We start from the raw sequence: 16,661 nt of genomic DNA, 5'->3' as shown, positions 1-16,661 counted from the left end.
ACGACGCAGCCCGGCGCCGGGCAGCCCGGCGCCCCGCCCGCGCCGGCCGGCGCGGCCCCGTCGGCGCAGCCGGCCCCCGTCGGGCAGCAAACGCCCTCCGCGGCCCCGCAGACGCCCGCCGCGCCGCAAGCGCCCGCAGTCCAGTCCGCGGCCAACATCGAAGCCTGCCGCGCCACGTGGACCGCCCCGGGGCTCGCCCCGTGGTCGTCGGCGTCGCCGGTCGATCCCGCGCTCACGCTCGGGCAGATGGCGCCCCGTTTCCAGGGCAAGGGATACCTCATCCCGCAGCCGCGCCGGATCGTGAAGATGATCGTGCCGCGCGACCAGTACGCCCCGCTCGTCGGCTCGCTCCGCGGCCTCGGCGTCGGCGCTCCCGCCGCCGCGCCGCCGGCCTCCTCGGACTGCGCGGCGATCGTGATCGACGCCCCCCTCCCGCCCGCGCGCTGACCCCGCCCCGCGCGATCCTCCATCCCGCCGATCGCCCCCGGGACGCGCGAAATTCCGCGCGCATTGCCCAGCAAACTCCACGCGCCTTGCTCCGCAAATCGTTATCTCGCGAGACCCGCGCGCGTCGTCGGCAAAACTCACCTCAGCAAGCGCGCGATCACGGCCGCCGCAGCTTCGTCCACGGCGCCCTCGACGACGGAACTCAGCGGCGCCCCGAGATCGAAGCTCGCCGCCCCGACCTCCACCAACCACGTCTCCGCCGCCCGCCCGTAAAGAGACCCCGCCAGCGCGACCAACGCCCCCGCGTCCAGCGAGTGCGACAACGCGCCCGGCCGTTCGGGCGACGACGCCACGCGCGCGACGCGCACGACGCCCGGCGCGAGATCGACCGACGCGTCCACGATCGCCGCGGCCGGAACCTCCGCGAGATCGGCCGCGAGTTCCGGCGCGAGCTGCTGTTCCTCGCGCAGATCCAGCAGGGCCCCCTGCGGCGAACGGCGCAGCCGCTCCACCACCGCCCAGCCGACCGCGTCGTCGCCGCGCAGCGGCGCCCCGACCCCCACGACGAGCGGCGCCCGCCGCCCTCCCGCCCCGTTCGCGTTCACGGCAAGACGCCTCCGACCAACGAGAAGCCCGAAGCGCCGAGCGGCGCCTCGACGCCCGCCCCGCGTGCCGCCGCCTCGACGCCCGCGACGCGCGGCGGCGCCCCGACGCCCAAAGCGCCGCTCAGCGCGCCGGCTCCGGCCGCCCGAGCAGGTACCCCTGCCCGTAGGACACGCCGAGCGCGCGGACCGTCTCCAGCTCGGCCTCGGTCTCCACCCCTTCCGCGATCACCTTCGCGCCGATCGCCTCGGCCATCGAGATCACCGCCTTCATCAAGCCCTGGCGGCCGTTGTCGGCGTCGATCGAGTGGACCAGCGAGATGTCCACCTTGATGTAGTCGGGCGCGAGCTGCATCACCGCCTCGAGCCCCGCGTAGCCGGCGCCGGTGTCGTCGAGCGCGAACTGGATCCCCAGATTGCGGTAGTAGTCGCGGGTCTCGCGGAAGATGTTGAAGTTCTTGATCGACTCCTTCTCCGAGATCTCGAAGACGAGGTCGGAAGGGGTCAACCGGCAGCGCTCCAGCGTCTCGCGCAGCTTGTCGCCGCGGAAGATCGGGTCGTGGATCGCCGAGGGCAGGCAGTTCAGGAACAGCTTGCCCGACATCGCCCGCCGTTCGGCGAAGCCGCGCAGCGCCGCCTGCCGGCAGAGGCAGTCGACCTCGAAGACGACCCCCGCCTCCTCCGCCGCGCGGAACAGCGCCTCCGGCTCGCGCCAGAACGTCGCCTGCGGGCCGCGGACCAACGCCTCGTAGGCCAGCGTCCGCCCGCCGTCGAGATCGACGATCGGCTGGTAGACGCTCTGCACCTTCTCGCCGAGGACCATCGAGAGGAAGGCCCGCGCGCTTTCCCGCGCGCGGATCCGCGCGTTGAGCTGCGCGTCCGCCCGCGCGCGGTCGAGCGCCGTCCGCAGCTGGCGGTCGTCGCGCAGCTGCGGGTTGTGCAGCGCCACCGCGTAGCCGACGCGCGCGTCGGCGAGGTCGGTCACGTACGGATAGCCGATCCGTCCCGCCTGCTGCCGCACCAGCGCGTGCAGCTTGTCCGACAGCGCGGGCAGCTCCTCGGTGTAGAAGAGGCGCCGGCTCCGCTCGCGGAAGAGCAGCGCGACGAGCTCCTCGGGGGACGACTCGGCGGCGACGAGCAGGTCCCCTTCGGCGCGGACGCCGGCGACGAACCGCTCGACGAGATCCCACAGCGCGCGGACGCTCTGCGCGTGGGCCTCGATGCCGAACCCCGCCTCGACCGCGGCGAGCCCCGGCAGCGACACGTACAGGAGGCCCACCGCCCCCGACTCGGCGAAGCGCTTGGAGACGACGTCGCCGGCCACGCCCAGCGGGGCCGCAGCGCGCTTCTGCTCCGTCGCGTCCAACGCTCTCCCCTCCCCGCGCGAGGCGCCGCGAAACGCCGGGGCGCGGGCTCATTCTAAGCGAAGAGGGCTCTTTCGCGGCCTTCCGGCGCCGAAAGAATGCGGCCCGGGACGAGACGCCCCGGGCCGCGGAGAAACACCAGGATGCCGGCCGGGCGATCAGCGCTCGACGTGATCCACGAGCGCGCCGTCGGGCGCGCGCAGGTCGATCGCCAACGCCATCTGGCCGACCGCGTGGGTCGAGCAGGAGAGGCACGGATCGAAGGCGCGGATCACCGCCTCGCAGCGGTTGAGCATCCCCTCTTCGATCTTCGTCCCGCGGACGAAGTGCCGCGCCACCTGCAGCACCCCTTGGTTCATCGCCAAGTTGTTGTGGCCGGTGGCGACGATCAGGTTCGCCCAAGTGATCAGCCCGTGCTCGTCGATCTTGTAGTGGTGGATCAGCACGCCGCGCGGCGCCTCGGAGACGCCGACCCCCTCGAAGCAGTTCGGCGCGGCGACGGCCCGCACGTGCGGCGAGAGGATCTCCGGATCGGAGAGCAGCTCCTCCATCTTCTCCACGGCGAAGAGCGCCTCGATCAGCCGGGCGTGGTGGTAGTAGAACGAGCTGAGCACGGCGCCGCGGTGCAGCTCGCGGAACTCGGCCCACTCCTGGTCGGCGCGCCGCGTGCCGCAGCGGTCGATCACGTTGAGCCGGGCCAGCGGACCGACGCGGTAGATCCCGCCCGGGTAGCCCTGCGGCTTGTAGTAGGGGAACTTGAGGTAGGTCCACGGCTCGACCGCCTCGCCGATGATCTCGGCGTAGCGGGCGGGCTCGAAGCGGTCCACGACGACGTCCCCGCGGCTGTCCACCAGCCGCAGCTTGCCGTCGTAGTGCTCGAGCTGGCCGTTCTCGTCCACGAGGCCGAGGAAGAGCGTGGGCATGTTGGCGAAGGTCTGCGTCTCGTCGCGGAACTCCGCCTGCGCCGTCTTCCAGAAGCCGAGCGTGCGCTGGACGATCGTCAGCGCCTCGGGAAGCATCGCCAGGATCGCCTCCCGCTTCTCCGCCGACAGCGGCTCGTTGACGCCGCCGGGGACGACCCACGCCGGATGGACGCGCTTGCCGCCGAGCATCTGGATGATCTGCTGGCCGATCTGGCGCAGCCGGATGCCGTCGCGGGCCATCGTCGGGTGCGCCTCGAGCACGCCGAGGATGTTGCGGCGCGCCGGGTCGGCGTCGAAGCCCATCAGGAAGTCGGGCGCGCTGAGGTGGAAGAACGACAGCGCGTGCGACTGCAGCAGCTGGGCGAGGTTCATCAGCCGGCGCAGCTTCGCCGCCGTCGGCGGGATCTTGACCGCGAGCAGCGCGTCGCAGGCCTTGGCCGAGGCGATCAGGTGGCTGACCGGGCAGATGCCGCAGATCCGCGCGGTGAGCGACGGCATCTCGTGGAACGGCCGTCCCTCGCCGAACTTCTCGAAGCCGCGGACCTGCGTGACGTGGAACTTCGCGTCGGCGACGCGCCCTTGGTCGTCGAGCTGGAGCGTGATCTTGGCGTGTCCTTCGATGCGCGAAACCGGAGCGATTTCGATCTTCTGTCCCATGCCCGCCCCCTCACTTGCCGAAACGGGTCAGCGAGGTCGGATCGGGGATCCGCCCCTCGAGCAGTTCGGCGACCACGAAGAAGATCGCCTCCGCCGGCGGCGGGCAGCCGGGCACGAAGACGTCCACCGGGACGACTTCGTGCAGCGGCGTGACCCGCTTGCGCAGCGCCGGGATGTCCTTGTCCGGCCAGCCCGGGGCCAGGGAGACGTTCTCCTTGTAGGCCCGGTCGAGCACGGCGGCGGGGCCGAACGGGTTGCGCATCCCCGGCACGTTGCTGGTCACCGCGCAGTCGCCGAGGGCGACGAGGATCTTCGTCTTGGCGCGGACTTCCTTGATCTTGTGGACGTCCTCGTCGCTCGCCACGGCGCCTTCGACGAGCGCCACGTCCACGCCCTCGGGGTACTCCTTGAAGTCGACGAGCGGGCCGTAGACCAGTTCGATCCGCGGCGCCAAGTCCACCAGCTTGCCGTCGATGTCGAGGAACGACATGTGGCAGCCGGAGCAACCGTCGAGCCAGAGCGTCGCCACGCGTGCCTTGCTCATCGTCTGGCCTCCCGCATCATCTGCAGGTAGGGAAGGAACGTGCGCCGCTTGGTCATTTCGCCGGCGGAACGCCCCTTCTCGCCGAGGGCGCCGGTCGGGCAGACCTGCACGCACTTGCCGCAGCCGGTGCAGCTCTCCGACTGGCCCCACGGCGCGTCGAGATCGGTGATCACTTCCGAGGCGGCGCCGCGTCCCTTGAGGTCCCAGGTGTGCGCCCCTTCCACTTCGTCGCAGACCCGCACGCAGCGGGTGCAGAGGACGCAGCGGTTGTGGTCCGCGTTGAACCGCGCGTGGCTCGCGTCCACCCCCAGCTTCGGGAAACGGTACGGGTAGTGGACGTGCGTCATCCCGAGCTGCTGCGCCAAGGACTGCAGGTCGCAGTGGCCGTTGCTGACGCAGACCGAGCAGACGTGGTTCCGCTCGGAGAAGAGCAGCTCGAGGATCTGCACGCGGTACTTCTTGAGCCGCTCGGAGTCGGTCGCGACCTCCATCCCGTCGCGCGCCGCGGTGACGCAGGCCGGCAGCAGCTTGGGGATCCCCTTGACCTCGATGAGGCAGAGGCGGCAGGCGCCGACCGGATGGAGCCCCTCGAGGTGGCAGAGGGTCGGGATCTCGATCCCGTTCTCCCGCGCCACCTGGAGGATCGTCTCCCCCGCCCGCGCGCCGCAGTCCTGGCCGTCGATCTTGAGGGTGATGATCTGCGGGGCGGTCATTGCCGGTCCTCCCGCGCCTCGCCGCCGCCGGCGGCGGCGATCAGCTCGTCGTATTCGTGGCGGAAGTAGCGCAGCGTGCTGATCGTCGGATTCGGCGCCGACTGCCCGAGCCCGCAGAGGCTGGTGTTCTTGACCAGTTCGGCGAGCTCCTGCAGCGCCTTGACGTCGTCCGGCGTGCCTTCGCCGTCGAGGATCTTCCGCAGCAGGTCGTGCATCTGCGCCGTGCCGACGCGGCACGGCACGCACTTGCCGCACGACTCGCTCATGCAGAACTCCATGAAGAAGCAGGCGACGTCGACCATCGACGAGGTCTCGTCCATGACGATCATCCCGCCGGAGCCCATGATCGAGCCGACGCTGGCCAGCGAGTCGTAGTCCACGGCCATGTCGAGGAAGTCGGCCGGGATGCAGCCGCCGGACGGCCCGCCGGTCTGCACCGCCTTGAACCGCTTGCCGCCGGGGATCCCGCCGCCGATGTCGTAGATGATCTCGCGCAGCGAGATGCCCATCGGGACTTCGATCAGCCCGGTGTTCCCGATCCGGCCGGCGAGCGCGAAGACCTTCGTCCCCTTGCTCTTCTCCGTGCCGATCGAGGCGAACCACTCCCCGCCGCGGCGGACGATCGGCGGGATGTTGGCGAACGTCTCGACGTTGTTGATCAGCGTCGGCATGCCGAACAGGCCGCGTTCCGCCGGGAACGGCGGGCGCGGGCGCGGCGAGCCGCGCCGCCCTTCGATCGAGTTCAGGAGCGCCGTCTCCTCGCCGCAGACGAAGGCGCCGGCGCCGAGCCGCAGCGCGACGTGGAACGAGAACGGCGTGCCGCAGATGTTGGCGCCGAGCATCCCCGCCCGCTCCGCCTGGCGGATCGCGACCTGCAGCCGCTTGATCGCCAGCGGGTATTCGGCGCGGACGTAGATGTACCCCTCCTGCGCCCCGACGGCGTAGGCGGCGATCGCCATCCCCTCGAGCACGCGGTGCGGATCCGACTCGAGCACCGAGCGGTCCATGAACGCGCCCGGGTCCCCCTCGTCGGCGTTGCAGACGACGTACTTGCGCGCCCCCTCGGCCTTGGCGACGGTCGTCCACTTCAGGCCGGTGGGGAACCCCGCGCCGCCGCGGCCGCGCAGCCCGGACTTGACGACCTGCGCCACGACCTCCGCCGGCCCGAGCCCCGACAGCGCCTTGCCCAGCGCCTCGTAGCCGCCGACGGCGACGTACTCCTCGATCCGCTCGGGGTCGATCTCGCCGCAGTTCTCGAGGACGATCTTCTTCTGGCGCGCGAAGAACGGGATGTTGGTGTCGAGCTTGATCCGCTCCACCGGCGCCTTGCCGAGCGAGGCGACGATGTCGAAGGCGTCGTCCGGCTTGACCCCTTCGTACATCACGCCGTCGGGCTCGGCCTTGACCAAGGGACCGGCCTTGCAGAGCCCCATGCAGCCGACGCCCCGCACCTTGCAGCACTCGTGCAGGTTGCGGTCCTTGACCTCCTTCTCGAGCGCGTCCTTCACCGCGCCGGCGCCCGAGGAGAGGCACGCCGCGGCGACGCAGACGTCGATGTGGTGGTCGAACTTCTTTTGCGCGGCCTGCTCGGCCTCCGCGGTTTGCCGCAGTTCTTCGGGGGTCATGGGCTCACCCACTCGGACAGCCGCGCCTCGATTTCGTCGGGCGTCATCCGTCCGTGGATCTCGCCGTCGAAGACGGCGACGGGAGCGAGACCGCAGGCGCCGAGGCAGCGCGCGGCCAGCACCGAAACCTTGCCGTCGGGCGTCGTCTCGCCGGGCTTCACCTTCAGCACGCGGCCGACCGCCTCCAGCAGCCCCGGCACGCCCTTGATGTAGCAGGCGGTTCCCATGCACACGGTGCAGGTGTGCTCGCCCGGCGGCTTGAGGCTGAAGTGGTGGTAGAAGGTGGCGACCCCGTACGCCTGCGACAGCGGCACGCGCAGGGAGCGCGCCGCGTAGACGAGCGCCTTCTCGTCGATGTAGCCGAACGACTCCTGGACGGTGTGCAGCGTCTCGATCAGCGCCTGCGGCGCGTAGCCGTTCTTGCGCATCGTCTGATCGATGAGCTTGTACCGCCGATCGTCGGACGGCGCCTGCGGCTTCTGCGGTTCGACCGACATGCGTCGCTCCTCGTTGGACAGCGGTTGAGTTGCGTCCGCGAAACCCCGGCGCGCCGGACGAGACGGGCTTCGAGATGGCCCCCCCATCTCCGGCCGCCCGCTCCTCCTCCGCGCAATCCCCTGCCGCTCTTTTATTTCAGCCGCCCCCGCGGTGTCAATCGCCTTCCGGGGATTACCGACGCTTTTCATTTCATAAAACCGCGGCCCCGGCGCGCCGCGGCGCGAACGCCGGGAGACGCCCGGTCGGACCGAGGCGCATACGGCTCGAAGAGGCGGTCGATTTCCTCGCCGCCTTTCTCGTCTTCCACGTCGAGTTGGTCTTGGGGAAGATCCGTCGCCGCGGCGCGGCGCCGCGCGGCGGGACCGCCGCCGGGCCGATCTTCGCGGACGACTTCGCGCGGCGGGCGGCGCCCGCCGCGCCGGACTCAGTTGGAGGGAGCGCCGACGTCCGAGCCCGCGGCGTCCTCCGCCGCGGGCCGGTCCTGAATCGTGTAGATCAACAGCGCCGCGCCCGCCAGACCGGCGAGCAGCAGGACGACCCACAGCGCCTGCGCGGTGCGGATCGACCGCTTCGCCGAGGGGCGGTGGACGAGGAACGAGGCGCCGCAGCCGTCGGCGAAGCAGCGATAGCGCGCCACGCCGTAGAGGCCGCTGAGCAGACGCTGCCACGGCTTGCGGTGAACGCGCCGCAGTCGCCCGCCGCAGCGGGGGCAAACGCGCCGGTCGATCTCGTTCATCGCCGCGGGAAGATACCGCGTCCGCGCGTCAGCGGACGACCGCGTCGAGCGCCTGAAGCAGGTCCGCGCGCAGGTCGGCGACGTCCTCGCAGCCGACCGCGAGCCGCACCAAGCCGTCGGTGATGCCGGCCTTGTCCCGCTCCTCCGCCGGCACGCCGGCGTGGGTCATCGAGGCCGGGTGCTCGATCAGCGTCTCGACGCCGCCGAGCGAGACGGCGAGCGTCATCAGCCGCAGGTTCTTGAGCAACGTCACCCCGGCGTCGTACCCGCCCTTCAGCTCGAAGGCGATCATCGAGCCGGGACCGTCCATCTGGCGTCGTCCCAGCTCGAACTGCGGATGGCTCGGCAGGCCCGGGTAGTAGGTCGTCGCGACGGCCGGGTGGTTGGCGAGGACGGCGGCGAGGGCGCCGGCGTTCTCCTGCGCGGCGCGCGCGCGGAGCGGCAGCGTCTTGAGGCCGCGCAGCACGAGCCACGACTGCATCGGGTCCATCGTGCCGCCGTAGTACGTGCGGACCTTGCGCAGCCGCGCGAGGTCCTCGGCGCCCTTGGCGACGATGATCCCGCCGACGACGTCGGAGTGGCCGTTGATGTACTTGGTCGTGCTGTGCAGGACGACGTCCGCGCCGTGCTCGAACGGCCGCTGGAGCATCGGCGAGGCGAACGTGTTGTCCACGACGAGCTTCGCGCCGCGGCCGTGGGCGAGACGCGCGCCGGCGGAGAGGTCGCTGATCTTGAGCGTCGGGTTGGCCGGCGTCTCCAGATAGAGCACCTTCGTCTCCGGGCGGAAGGCCGCCTCCGCCTTGCTCATGTCGGAGGTGTCCACGAAGGTCGCCGTCACGCCGAGGCGGCTGAACTCCTGCTCGAGGATCAGCCGCGTCGGCCCGTAGACCGTGTCGGTCGAGACGATGTGGTCGCCGGCCTTCAGGAAGGAGAGGAAGACCGTCGAGACGGCGGCCATGCCGGTCGCGACGGCGAGCGCGCCGCAGCCCCCTTCGAGCGCCGCGACGCATTCCTCGAGGCGCGCCGTCGTCGGGTTGCCGAGGCGCGTGTACATGTAGCCCGGGTCCTTGCCGGCGAAGCGCGCGGCGCCCTGCTCGGGGGTGTCGAAGGCGAAAGTCGACGTCTGGTAGATCGGCGGCGCCACCGCTCCGAATGCGGGATCCGGGGACTGCCCGGCGTGGATCGCCCGCGTGTCCAGCCTCATTCCGTCGTGCCCGTGGCGCATGCCGTCGTCGCTCATCGTCTCGTCCTTTCCCGGCGGGATCGTCCCGCTCCGCGGAAGGTCGAGGATAGCATCCGGCCCCGGGCCGCGCCGCGCGCGCGGCCGATCGCGGACGTCCGCGGACGACCGCCCCGCGCCCCGCCCGCGCGATGCGGCGCCGCCCGCCGTGCGATAAACTTCGTCCCGCCGTCCGCCGCGGACCGCCCCCCCCACCCATCCGCGCGCCGGTTTCACCCGGGACAGCAGCACGGCCCCCCGCGAAAGGTCATTCGGAGGAATTCATGGCGGAGATAGAGCGCATTCTGGTCATCGGCGCCGGCGGACAGATCGGCTCAGAGCTGACGGTCGCCCTGCGCGCCCGCTTCGGCACGGACAACGTCGTCGCCTCGGACATCAAGGACGTCCCGCCCCCGACGCTTCAGGACGGCCCTTACAGCCAGCTCAACATCCTCGACCGCCCGGCGATCGAGAAGATCGTCGACGAGCGGCGGATCGACGCGATCATCGACCTCGCGGCGCTCCTCTCCGCCACCGGCGAGAAGAACCCGCAGGCCTGCTGGAACATCAACGTCGGCGGCCTCGTCAACTGCCTCGAGATCGCCCGCGAGCGGAACCTCAAGCGGGTGCTCTGCCCGTCGAGCATCGCCGCCTTCGGCCCCGAGACGCCGCACGTCAACACGCCGCAGGACACGATCCTCCGCCCGCGCACGATGTACGGCGTGACGAAGGTCACCGGCGAGCTGCTGATCGAGTACTACAACCGCCGCTTCGGCGTCGACGGCCGCGGCCTGCGCTACCCCGGCATCATCTCCGCCGAGACGCTCCCCGGCGGCGGCACGACCGACTACGCGGTCGAGATCTTCTACAAGGCGGTCGAGACCGGGAAGTACGAGTGCTTCCTGCGCGACGACACGATGCTGCCGATGATGTACATGCCGGACTGCATCAAGGCGACGATCGACCTCTTCACCGCCCCGGCGGAGAAGCTGACGCGCCACGGGGACTACAACGTCGCCGCCTTCAGCTTCACCCCGGCCGAGCTCGTCGCGGAGATGCGCAAGCACCTGCCCGAGCTCCAGGTGACGTACGAGCCCGACTTCCGCCAGGCGATCGCCGACAGCTGGCCGGCCTCGCTCGACGACCAGGCCGCCCGCCGCGACTGGGACTGGCGTCCCAAGTACGACCTGGCGGCGATGACGAAGGACATGATCGAACGGCTCCGCGCGCGCCACGCCGGCGGTCGGCTCTACGCCGCCGCGCACTGACGCGCCGCAGGACAGGAGGAACGGCATGTTCGACGAAGTGCGCAATCAGCTGCGCGGCGAGCTGGACGAGATCCGGAGCGCCGGGCTGTACAAGGACGAGCGGATCATCGTCACGCCGCAGGACGCGGCGATCGCCGTCGCCGGCGGCAAGAAGGTGATCAACTTCTGCGCCAACAACTACCTCGGCCTCGGAAACAACCCCGAGCTGCTGCAGGCGGCCAAGAACGGGCTCGACACCCACGGCTACGGCATGTCCTCCGTCCGCTTCATCTGCGGCACGCAGGACATCCACAAGGAGCTGGAGCGGAAGATGGCGGAGTTCCTCGGGACCGAGGACACCATCCTCTACAGCTCCTGCTTCGACGCCAACGGCGGGCTGTTCGAGAGCCTGATGGGCGAGAAGGACGCGATCGTCAGCGACGCGCTCAACCACGCCTCGATCATCGACGGCGTCCGCCTCTCCAAGGCGGCCCGCTACCGCTACGCCAACGACGACCTCGACGACCTCGAGAAGCAGCTCAAGGCCGCCAAGGCGGCCGGCGCGCGGCGGATCATGATCGCCACCGACGGCGTCTTCTCGATGGACGGCGTGATCGCGCGGGTCAAGGACATCTGCGACCTGGCGGACAAGTACGGCGCGATGGTGATGGTGGACGACTCGCACGCCACCGGCTTCGTCGGCAAGACCGGCCGCGGCACCTCCGAGTACCGGAACTGCATGGGGCGCGTGGACATCGTCACCACGACCCTCGGCAAGGCGCTCGGCGGGGCGTCCGGCGGCTGCACCTCCGGCCGCAAGGAGATCGTCGAGTACCTGCGCCAGAAGTCGCGCCCGTACCTCTTCTCCAACACCGTGCCGCCGCCGATCGTCTGCGCCGCGCTCAAGGTGCTCGAGCTGCTGACGAAGAGCACCGAGCTGCGCGACCGGCTGGAGTGGAACACCACCTACTTCCGCAAGAACATGACGGAAGCCGGCTTCGCGATCCGCCCCGGCGAGCACCCGATCTGCCCGATCATGCTCGGCGACGCCAAGCTGGCCGCCGACATGGCCGCGGACATGCTCGACGAGGGGATCTACGTCACCGGCTTCAGCTACCCGGTCGTCCCCAAGGGGCAGGCGCGGATCCGCGTGCAGATCAGCGCGGCCCACACCAAGGAACACCTCGACCACGCGATCGCGGCGTTCACCAAGGTCGGCCGCAAGCACGGCGTCGTCCGCTGACGCGGGCGCGCCGCGGGCTTTCGGAGGGGCGGGCTTCGGCCCGCCCCTTTTTCGTCCCCGCCCGTCTGGACGAAACGCCCGCGGTGCGCGACATTCGTGGGGAGGCGCCGCCCCGCCCGCGGGGCGTCCCGCGCCCCGCCACGAGGAGCGATCCGTCCGATGCCGTTTTGGGAGCGTCTTCGCGCCGTTTTCGGTCTCGCTCCGGCCGCGCCGCGTCCGGGCCGGGCCGCGGAGTCGATCGCGTCCGACGGGACCGAGCCGGACAACACCGATCAAGCGCTGCCGACCCTCGCGGCGATCCTGACGCTGCTGGGGGAGAACTCGTTCGACCTCGACTCCGTCGCCGCCGCGACCGCGCGCGACCGCTTCGAGCGCTGGGCGGCCCACGTCGCCGACGGCGCGCCGCCGCCGGAGCGTCTGGTCGGCGCCGCCGCCCCGCGCGGCCGCCGGCTGCGCGACTGGGTCGGCCTCAAGGGGTTCGTCGAGCGCCAGCGGCGGGCCGAGCGCGGCTTCGTCGTCAAGAGCGGGCAGGAGATGCGGGAGACGCTGCTGATCTTCATCCAGCGGCTCAGCAACAGCTTCTCCCTCGACCGCTCCTCCGACGGGCGGATGGACGTCCAGCTGCTGCGCCTCAAGACCGCCTGCACGCAGGTCTCGATCTCCGAGCTGCGGCGGCAGGTCCTCGGCGCGGTCGAGGAGATCCACGGCCTCGTCGAGGAGCGCGCCGAGCGGCACCGCCGCGAGATGGCGGACACGATGCGCGAGCTGGACAACGCGCGGCGCGAGCTCGACAAGTCGCGGCGGGAGTCGATCCTCGACCCGCTGACCCAACTCTTCAACCGCGGCTTCTTCGACGAGCAGATCCGCACGACCGCGGCGGCGCACATGATCACGCGCGAGCCGTGCACGCTGATGATGGTGGACCTCGACGGCTTCAAGGAGATCAACGACCGCCTCGGCCACCAGGGCGGCGACGAGGCGCTCAAGGCGCTCGCCGACTGCATGGTCCGCACGCTGCCGCGCAAGACCGACTTCATCGCCCGCTACGGCGGGGACGAGTTCGCGGTGATCTTCCAGCGCGACGGGATGCCCGACGCGCGCCTGCTCGCCCAGAAGCTGCTCGACGCGGTGCGCGAGATCCGCGTCTCGTGGGAGGGGAAGGAGGCGCAGCTCCGCCTCTCGATCGGCCTCGCCGAGCTCGAGGACGGCGAGACGCAGGCCGAATGGCTGCAGCGCGCCGACCAGGCGCTCTACGAGGCGAAGCGCGCCGGCAAGGACCAGGTGCGGGAGTCGGGCGCCGAGCCGACCGCGCCCCAGCGCTGAGCGCCCGCGGGGCGCCGCCCTGCGAGGCCGCGCCGCGCGACGCGGCGTCGTTCCCGGCGGGACGGGAGCGGGCCGCGGCTCAGGAGGCCGCGCGCAGGATCTCGGCGGCGATCCGGTCGAGCGGCAGCACGCGGTCCACGGCGCCGAGCTTGACCGCCTCCTTCGGCATGCCGTAGACGACGCAGCTCTCCTCGTCCTGGGCGATCGTCCGCGCGCCGGCCTCGTGCAGCTCGGCCATCCCGCGCGCCCCGTCGTCCCCCATCCCGGTCATGATCACGCCGACCGCGTTCCGCCCCGCGTAGCGCGCGGCGGAGCGGAAGAGGACGTCCACCGAGGGACGGTGCCGGCTGACGAGCGGGCCGTCCTTGACCTCGACGCAGTAGCGCGCGCCGCTCCGCCGCAGCAGCAGGTGGTGGTTGCCCGGCGCGATCAGCGCGCGGCCGCGCAGCACCGTGTCGTCGTTCTCCGCCTCCTTCACCGAGACGCGGCAGAGGCCGTCGAGCCGGCGCGCGAACTCGCGCGTGAAGTGCTCCGGCATGTGCTGCACGATCACGATCCCCGGCGAGTCGGCCGGCAGCGCCTCGAGAAAGACTTTCAGCGCCTCCGTCCCGCCGGTCGAGGCCCCGACGACGACGACCTTCTCCGTCGTCTGGATCATCGCGTGCGCCGCGGGCCGCGCGAGGACCGCGTCGGCGCTCAGCTTCGGCTCGACCGCGCGCGCCGGCGCCGGCGTCCGCGGGCGGACCCGCGCCGCGGCCTTCACGACGTCGCGGATCCGCACCTTCGACTCCTCGAGGAAGACCTTCGTCCCCAGGCGCGGCTTCTCGATGATCTCGACCGCTCCGAGATCGAGCGCCTTGAGGCCGCTCTCGGCGTGCTTCCCGGCGAGGCTGGAGCAGACGACGACCGGGATCGGCCGCTGCGCCATCAGCCGGCGGAGGAACGTCAGCCCGTCCATCCGCGGCATCTCGATGTCGAGCGTGATCACGTCGGGCACTTCCACGGCGATCTTCTCGGCGGCGACGAACGGATCCCCCGCCGTCCCCATCACCTCGATCTCGGGATCGCCGGAGAGGATCTCGGCCATCGTCTGCCGGACCACCGCCGAGTCGTCCACGATCAGCACCTTGACCGCGCCCAAAGGTCACCTCCGCGCCGCGGCCGGACGTCCGGACGCCTCGGAAACCGCGCCGGCGAGCCGCTTCACGAGCACTTCCCCCGTCGCCGTGTGGAAGCGGAGCTTGAGGCCGCGCGCCCCGCCGACGCACTCCGCGGCGACGATGAGACCGGCGGCCTCGAACGCCGCGCGCGCCCGGGCCACGTTCTGCGAGCCGACCGTCGCCCGGCCGTCCGCCCCGGAGCCGCGCAGCACGTCGCCGCCGCCGAACAGCTTGGCGACGATCGCGCGGCGCGGCGTCCCCGCGCGGTCGAAGGCCTCGAGCAGCCGCCGCAGCGCCGGCTCGACGTAGCGCGGGTCGTCCTCGTCCGCGCCCGCCCGTCCGGGCAACATCGCGTGCATGATCCCGCCCATCCGCCGCGCCGGATCGTGGAGCGTCGCCGAGACGCACGATCCGAGCACCGTGACGACGATCGCCGGCCGCGCGGAGAAGAAGACCTCTCCGGGCTTGAGGTAGACCTCGCGCGGCGCGGCGAGCTTCACGACGCCTCCCGCCTGTAGACGGTGGACGCGACCTGCCGGAACGGCGTCCTGAGGCCGAACAGCGTCTCGGAATGGCCGGTGAAGAGGAACGCCCCGGGACCCATGCAGCGGGCGATCCGGTTGAGGATCGTCTCCTGCGTCGTCTTGTCGAAGTAGATGATCACGTTGCGGCAAAAGACGACGTCCTTGCGCTCGCCGACGTCGTACTCCTCGTCCATGAAGTTCAGCCGGCGGAAGGTGACGAGCGCGCGCAGTTCCGGCGCGATCCGCACCAGCGCGCGGCTGCGGTCCTTGCTCCGCAGCAGGTACTTGCGCCGCATCCCCTCCGGCACCGGATCGACGCGGTCCTCCTCGTAGACCGCGCCGGCGGCCCGCTCGAGGACGCGCGTCGAGATGTCGGTGGCGAGGATCTCGAAGCGGAACCCCGGCGTCCGCTCCGCGAACTCGGAGAGGACCATCGCCAGGGAGTACGGCTCCTCGCCGGTCGAGCAACCGGCGCTCCAGACGCGCAGCGGGCGCCGCGTCCCCGCCCCCGTCTCGGCGAGCAGGGCCGGCGCGGCGCGCGCCGCGAGCAGGTCGAGATGCGCCGACTCGCGGAAGAAGTCGGTCTTGTTGGTGGTGATGAGGTCGATCATCGGGACGAGCTCTTCGGCCAGTCCCTTCGGGCCGAAGAGGTAGTCGCAGTACTCCCCGAAGCCGGAGAGTTTCAGCGCCTGCAGCCGTTTCTGCAGACGCGTCTCGACGAGCGTTCTCTTCGCCTCGGTGATCCGGATCCCGCAGCGGGCGGCGATGAACTCCGCGAGGCGGCGGAAGTCGTGGTCCGAGATGCGCGCGCCGCGCGGAGTCTCCGGCGCGGCCTGCGCCCCGGACCGGCCCGACGCGGCGCGCGCCGTCGTCATCGCCGGCGCCCCTACGCCGTCGCCGCGTCGCGGTCGTCCGCGGCGCCACCGTCGGCCTGGACCATCATCGACAGCTCCTCGACGGAGAAGACCTTGTCGATGTCGAGGATGATGATGAACTCGTTGTCCCGCTTCCCCATCCCCTTGATGAAGTCGGTGCGCAGGCGGGTGCCGATCCGCGGCGCCGGCTCGATCTGGTCCGGCTCGAGCTCGATCACCTCCTGCACCGAGTCGACGAGGGCGCCGAGCACCGTCGCCTCGCCGTCGAGCGTCACCTCGACGACCTCGATGCAGGTGTTCACCGTGCGTTCGGTGCGGGTCATGCCGAACTTGAGCCGCATGTCCACGACCGGCACGACGCTCCCGCGCAGGTTGATCACGCCGCGCATGTACTCCGGCGTGCGGGGCACGCGGGTGATCGCCGTGAAGTCGAGCACCTCGCGGACCTGGGCGACGTCGAGGGCGAAGATCTCCTCGCCGAGCTTGAAGGTCAGGTACTGCCGGGTCTCGGTGATGTCCGTCACGCTCATTTCGGTCTCCCGGACTCGGGGGCGGCCCGAGCCGCCCCCTCGCCCCGCGCCCTTCAGTAGCGCTCGAACTCGGAGTCGGTCTTGTCCGCGCCGGCCTTCAGGTCGAGCGCGAACCCGCCCTTCGCCTGTCCCGCGGGCTTCGCCGCCGGCTTCGGGGCCGCCGCGGCGGGCTTCGCCGACGCCGCCGGCTTCGCCGCCGGACGCGCCGCGGACTTCGCCGCCCCGCGCCCGCCGTCGTCCACCTGGAAGAACTCCATCGCCTGGAGCAGCTGCTCCGACTGGCTGGAGAGTTCCTCGGCGGTGGAGGCCATCTCCTCGGCCGCGCTCGCGTTCTGCTGGATCACCTGGTCGAGCTGCTGGATCGCCTTGTTGATCTGGTCGGCGCCGGTGTTCTGCTCGTTGCTCGCCGCCGAGATCTCCTGCACCAGCTC

General features: G+C 71.3%; 18 protein-coding genes. 4 read left to right on the top strand and 14 right to left on the bottom strand.

The features are described 5' to 3' along the window. Positions 1-447: hypothetical protein (locus LLG88_13175; GenBank protein MCE5247858.1), on the top strand; the 447-nt coding region annotated here is incomplete at its 5' end. A gap of 137 nt (positions 448-584) precedes the next feature. Here the strand turns inward: LLG88_13175 and LLG88_13170 are convergent. From LLG88_13170 to LLG88_13130, 9 genes are all read right to left on the bottom strand, one after another. Beyond that, positions 585-1,052, bottom strand: coding sequence for a hydrogenase maturation protease (locus tag LLG88_13170; GenBank protein MCE5247857.1), 468 nt, complete (start codon positions 1,050-1,052; stop codon positions 585-587). Positions 1,053-1,173: 121 nt separating this feature from the next. Next, the gene (locus LLG88_13165; GenBank protein ID MCE5247856.1) at positions 1,174-2,415 is read right to left on the bottom strand and encodes an EAL domain-containing protein; all 1,242 of its coding nucleotides are present in this window, start codon (positions 2,413-2,415) and stop codon (positions 1,174-1,176) included. A gap of 156 nt (positions 2,416-2,571) precedes the next feature. Beyond that, entirely contained in the window at positions 2,572-3,993 is a 1,422-nt protein-coding gene (locus LLG88_13160) for a Ni/Fe hydrogenase subunit alpha (GenBank protein ID MCE5247855.1), read from the bottom strand. A gap of 10 nt (positions 3,994-4,003) precedes the next feature. After that, positions 4,004-4,537: an NADP oxidoreductase gene (locus LLG88_13155; GenBank protein MCE5247854.1), complete on the bottom strand. Its 534-nt coding sequence runs from the start codon at positions 4,535-4,537 to the stop codon at positions 4,004-4,006. Continuing rightward, a complete protein-coding gene (gene hoxU / locus LLG88_13150; GenBank protein MCE5247853.1) occupies positions 4,534-5,250 on the bottom strand; it encodes a bidirectional hydrogenase complex protein HoxU in 717 nt (238 codons plus the stop codon). The genes LLG88_13155 and hoxU overlap by 4 nt, the downstream gene beginning before the upstream one ends. Continuing rightward, complete coding sequence (gene nuoF, locus LLG88_13145; protein MCE5247852.1) at positions 5,247-6,875, bottom strand: NADH-quinone oxidoreductase subunit NuoF; 1,629 nt, start codon at positions 6,873-6,875, stop codon at positions 5,247-5,249. The genes hoxU and nuoF overlap by 4 nt, the downstream gene beginning before the upstream one ends. Next, the gene (hoxE, locus tag LLG88_13140; protein MCE5247851.1) at positions 6,872-7,372 is read right to left on the bottom strand and encodes a bidirectional hydrogenase complex protein HoxE; all 501 of its coding nucleotides are present in this window, start codon (positions 7,370-7,372) and stop codon (positions 6,872-6,874) included. The genes nuoF and hoxE overlap by 4 nt, the downstream gene beginning before the upstream one ends. Before the next feature lie 425 nt (positions 7,373-7,797). Continuing rightward, the gene (locus tag LLG88_13135) at positions 7,798-8,109 is read right to left on the bottom strand and encodes a hypothetical protein (protein MCE5247850.1); all 312 of its coding nucleotides are present in this window, start codon (positions 8,107-8,109) and stop codon (positions 7,798-7,800) included. A gap of 28 nt (positions 8,110-8,137) precedes the next feature. Beyond that, positions 8,138-9,349 (bottom strand): PLP-dependent aspartate aminotransferase family protein, encoded by a 1,212-nt coding sequence (locus LLG88_13130; protein MCE5247849.1) that lies wholly within the window; start codon positions 9,347-9,349, stop codon positions 8,138-8,140. 272 nt (positions 9,350-9,621) lie between these two features. Between LLG88_13130 and LLG88_13125 the strand changes: the two genes are divergently transcribed. The 3 genes from LLG88_13125 to LLG88_13115 all read left to right on the top strand — a co-directional run bounded on the left by LLG88_13125 (position 9,622) and on the right by LLG88_13115 (position 13,141). After that, positions 9,622-10,596: an NAD-dependent epimerase/dehydratase family protein gene (locus LLG88_13125; GenBank protein MCE5247848.1), complete on the top strand. Its 975-nt coding sequence runs from the start codon at positions 9,622-9,624 to the stop codon at positions 10,594-10,596. 25 nt (positions 10,597-10,621) lie between these two features. Next, complete coding sequence (gene kbl, locus LLG88_13120; GenBank protein ID MCE5247847.1) at positions 10,622-11,818, top strand: glycine C-acetyltransferase; 1,197 nt, start codon at positions 10,622-10,624, stop codon at positions 11,816-11,818. A gap of 159 nt (positions 11,819-11,977) precedes the next feature. Further along, positions 11,978-13,141, top strand: a complete 1,164-nt coding sequence (locus LLG88_13115; protein MCE5247846.1) for a GGDEF domain-containing protein — start codon at positions 11,978-11,980, stop codon at positions 13,139-13,141. 79 nt (positions 13,142-13,220) lie between these two features. Here the strand turns inward: LLG88_13115 and LLG88_13110 are convergent, their stop codons facing one another. From LLG88_13110 to LLG88_13090, 5 genes are all read right to left on the bottom strand, one after another. Continuing rightward, positions 13,221-14,282 carry a chemotaxis response regulator protein-glutamate methylesterase gene (locus tag LLG88_13110; protein ID MCE5247845.1) on the bottom strand — a complete coding sequence of 354 codons (1,062 nt, stop codon included), beginning with the start codon at positions 14,280-14,282 and terminating at the stop codon, positions 13,221-13,223. Between the two features lie 3 nt (positions 14,283-14,285). Continuing rightward, entirely contained in the window at positions 14,286-14,801 is a 516-nt protein-coding gene (locus LLG88_13105) for a chemotaxis protein CheD (GenBank protein ID MCE5247844.1), read from the bottom strand. Then, positions 14,798-15,700 carry a chemotaxis protein CheR gene (locus tag LLG88_13100; protein ID MCE5247843.1) on the bottom strand — a complete coding sequence of 301 codons (903 nt, stop codon included), beginning with the start codon at positions 15,698-15,700 and terminating at the stop codon, positions 14,798-14,800. Before LLG88_13100 ends, LLG88_13105 begins: the two co-directional genes overlap by 4 nt. Positions 15,701-15,711: 11 nt before the next feature. Further along, positions 15,712-16,230 (bottom strand): chemotaxis protein CheW, encoded by a 519-nt coding sequence (locus LLG88_13095; GenBank protein MCE5247842.1) that lies wholly within the window; start codon positions 16,228-16,230, stop codon positions 15,712-15,714. Between the two features lie 53 nt (positions 16,231-16,283). After that, a partial coding sequence (locus LLG88_13090; GenBank protein MCE5247841.1) for a chemotaxis protein occupies positions 16,284-16,661 on the bottom strand: 378 nt, incomplete at its 5' end.

It is taken from the genome of bacterium (assembly GCA_021372775.1).
Lineage (GTDB): Bacteria > Acidobacteriota > Polarisedimenticolia > J045 > J045 > JAJFTU01.
The sequence above is the reverse complement of the archived record's forward strand: the minus strand, read 5'-3'. Positions and strand labels throughout refer to the sequence as shown.

Bases quoted from the DNA above. Each gene is read 5' to 3' on its own strand.
- LLG88_13160 (MCE5247855.1), bottom strand. From the start codon at position 3,993: ATGGGACAGAAGATCGAAATCGCTCCGGTTTCGCGCATCGAAGGACAC.
- LLG88_13155 (MCE5247854.1), bottom strand. From the start codon at position 4,537: ATGAGCAAGGCACGCGTGGCGACGCTCTGGCTCGACGGTTGCTCCGGC.
- kbl (MCE5247847.1), top strand. From the start codon at position 10,622: ATGTTCGACGAAGTGCGCAATCAGCTGCGCGGCGAGCTGGACGAGATC.
- hoxE (MCE5247851.1), bottom strand. From the start codon at position 7,372: ATGTCGGTCGAACCGCAGAAGCCGCAGGCGCCGTCCGACGATCGGCGG.
- LLG88_13100 (MCE5247843.1), bottom strand. From the start codon at position 15,700: ATGACGACGGCGCGCGCCGCGTCGGGCCGGTCCGGGGCGCAGGCCGCG.
- nuoF (MCE5247852.1), bottom strand. From the start codon at position 6,875: ATGACCCCCGAAGAACTGCGGCAAACCGCGGAGGCCGAGCAGGCCGCG.
- LLG88_13095 (MCE5247842.1), bottom strand. From the start codon at position 16,230: ATGAGCGTGACGGACATCACCGAGACCCGGCAGTACCTGACCTTCAAG.
- LLG88_13135 (MCE5247850.1), bottom strand. From the start codon at position 8,109: ATGAACGAGATCGACCGGCGCGTTTGCCCCCGCTGCGGCGGGCGACTG.
- LLG88_13130 (MCE5247849.1), bottom strand. From the start codon at position 9,349: ATGAGCGACGACGGCATGCGCCACGGGCACGACGGAATGAGGCTGGAC.
- hoxU (MCE5247853.1), bottom strand. From the start codon at position 5,250: ATGACCGCCCCGCAGATCATCACCCTCAAGATCGACGGCCAGGACTGC.
- LLG88_13115 (MCE5247846.1), top strand. From the start codon at position 11,978: ATGCCGTTTTGGGAGCGTCTTCGCGCCGTTTTCGGTCTCGCTCCGGCC.